Raw genomic sequence first — 1,097 nt, 5'->3', positions numbered from 1 at the left:
CCCCGCAAATCTTAAACTTAACAGTAATCTAATGAATTAAAATAACTTTATAAAAGATAATTACCACTTTCCGCACGGATCAATTTTAATCTACCATCCGACTTAATATTGTAATAATGACTTCCTAAAGCAGGTCTACTACCCGTTACCGCGGGTTCAATTTCGCTATAATTAGGATATAGACTATAAATATCCTTATTTTTTATCCAATTTGGCACATTTTCTAAATGATAGGTAAACGTAACCATACGCATACCTTTAAGTTGATTATCCACATCTATAATTTTTTCTACCACAACCCGACCAAAGCAGAAGTTAGTCCCCCCCACCAATCTACGTATTTACGACCTTCTTCCGTTAAATTATAACGGTACAGAGGCTTATCGCCGTCATGACCAACTAGCTCTTCGGTAAATAATCCCTCTTTAGCATAGAGGGATAGCTTTAAATTAAGCTCATTATTGGCGGCAATTTTATCCCATGCATCATCAGGATCAATTTCGCCTTCAATATATTGAATAGTATAAGGATACATATCCTCAGTTAAATCCCCCACTGCTAAACAAGATTTTTTATTTCCTGTTGGGTTATTAATATCGTTTTCTCTTTGAATTCGCGTTTTATAATCGGTAAAATCGCACCCTGTCAGTAACGATAACATCAGTAAACTACTACCTAATATTAAGACTTTTTTGATTTGTGTTTTCATCAGTTATTACCTGTTAGTTAAAATTTGTTAATCGCTTTTGTCACTGCTTCGGCTTATGGCTCGTATCAGCTGTATATTGGTATGACAGTAAGTATGGAAACACTTTTTTACCCCGCAAATCTTAAACTTAACAGTAATCTAATGAATTAAAATAATTTTATAAAATATAACTACCACTTCTAGCCCTTATTAAGCTTAATCTTCCATCAGAAGAAATACTATAGTTATGCGCACCTTTAACAGGTCTTTCACCCAATACGGCTTTCTCTAAACCGCCATAACCTTTATATAAGCTATAAATATCCTTATTTTTTATCCAATTTGGCACATTTTCTAAATGGTAGGTAAAAATGATCACCCGCTGACCTTGTAATTGGTCGTCAACTCC

3 protein-coding genes are annotated in these 1,097 nt (G+C 34.2%); all 3 read right to left on the bottom strand.

Annotated features, from left to right (window positions below; all coding sequences use genetic code 11):
• Positions 1–47: 47 nt before the first annotated feature.
• A complete protein-coding gene (locus A9G36_RS04340) occupies positions 48–248 on the bottom strand; it encodes a hypothetical protein (protein WP_176701013.1) in 201 nt (66 codons plus the stop codon).
• Between the two features lie 41 nt (positions 249–289).
• The gene (locus A9G36_RS04335; RefSeq protein ID WP_065585445.1) at positions 290–709 is read right to left on the bottom strand and encodes a hypothetical protein; all 420 of its coding nucleotides are present in this window, start codon (positions 707–709) and stop codon (positions 290–292) included.
• Between the two features lie 157 nt (positions 710–866).
• Positions 867–1,097, bottom strand: a 231-nt coding sequence (locus A9G36_RS10140) for a hypothetical protein (RefSeq protein WP_176701012.1), incomplete at its 5' end; no start/stop codon positions are given.

Source organism: Gilliamella sp. Choc6-1, assembly GCF_001690385.1.
GTDB lineage: Bacteria > Pseudomonadota > Gammaproteobacteria > Enterobacterales > Orbaceae > Gilliamella > Gilliamella apicola_A.
This window is presented reverse-complemented; position numbering and strand designations above follow the sequence as displayed.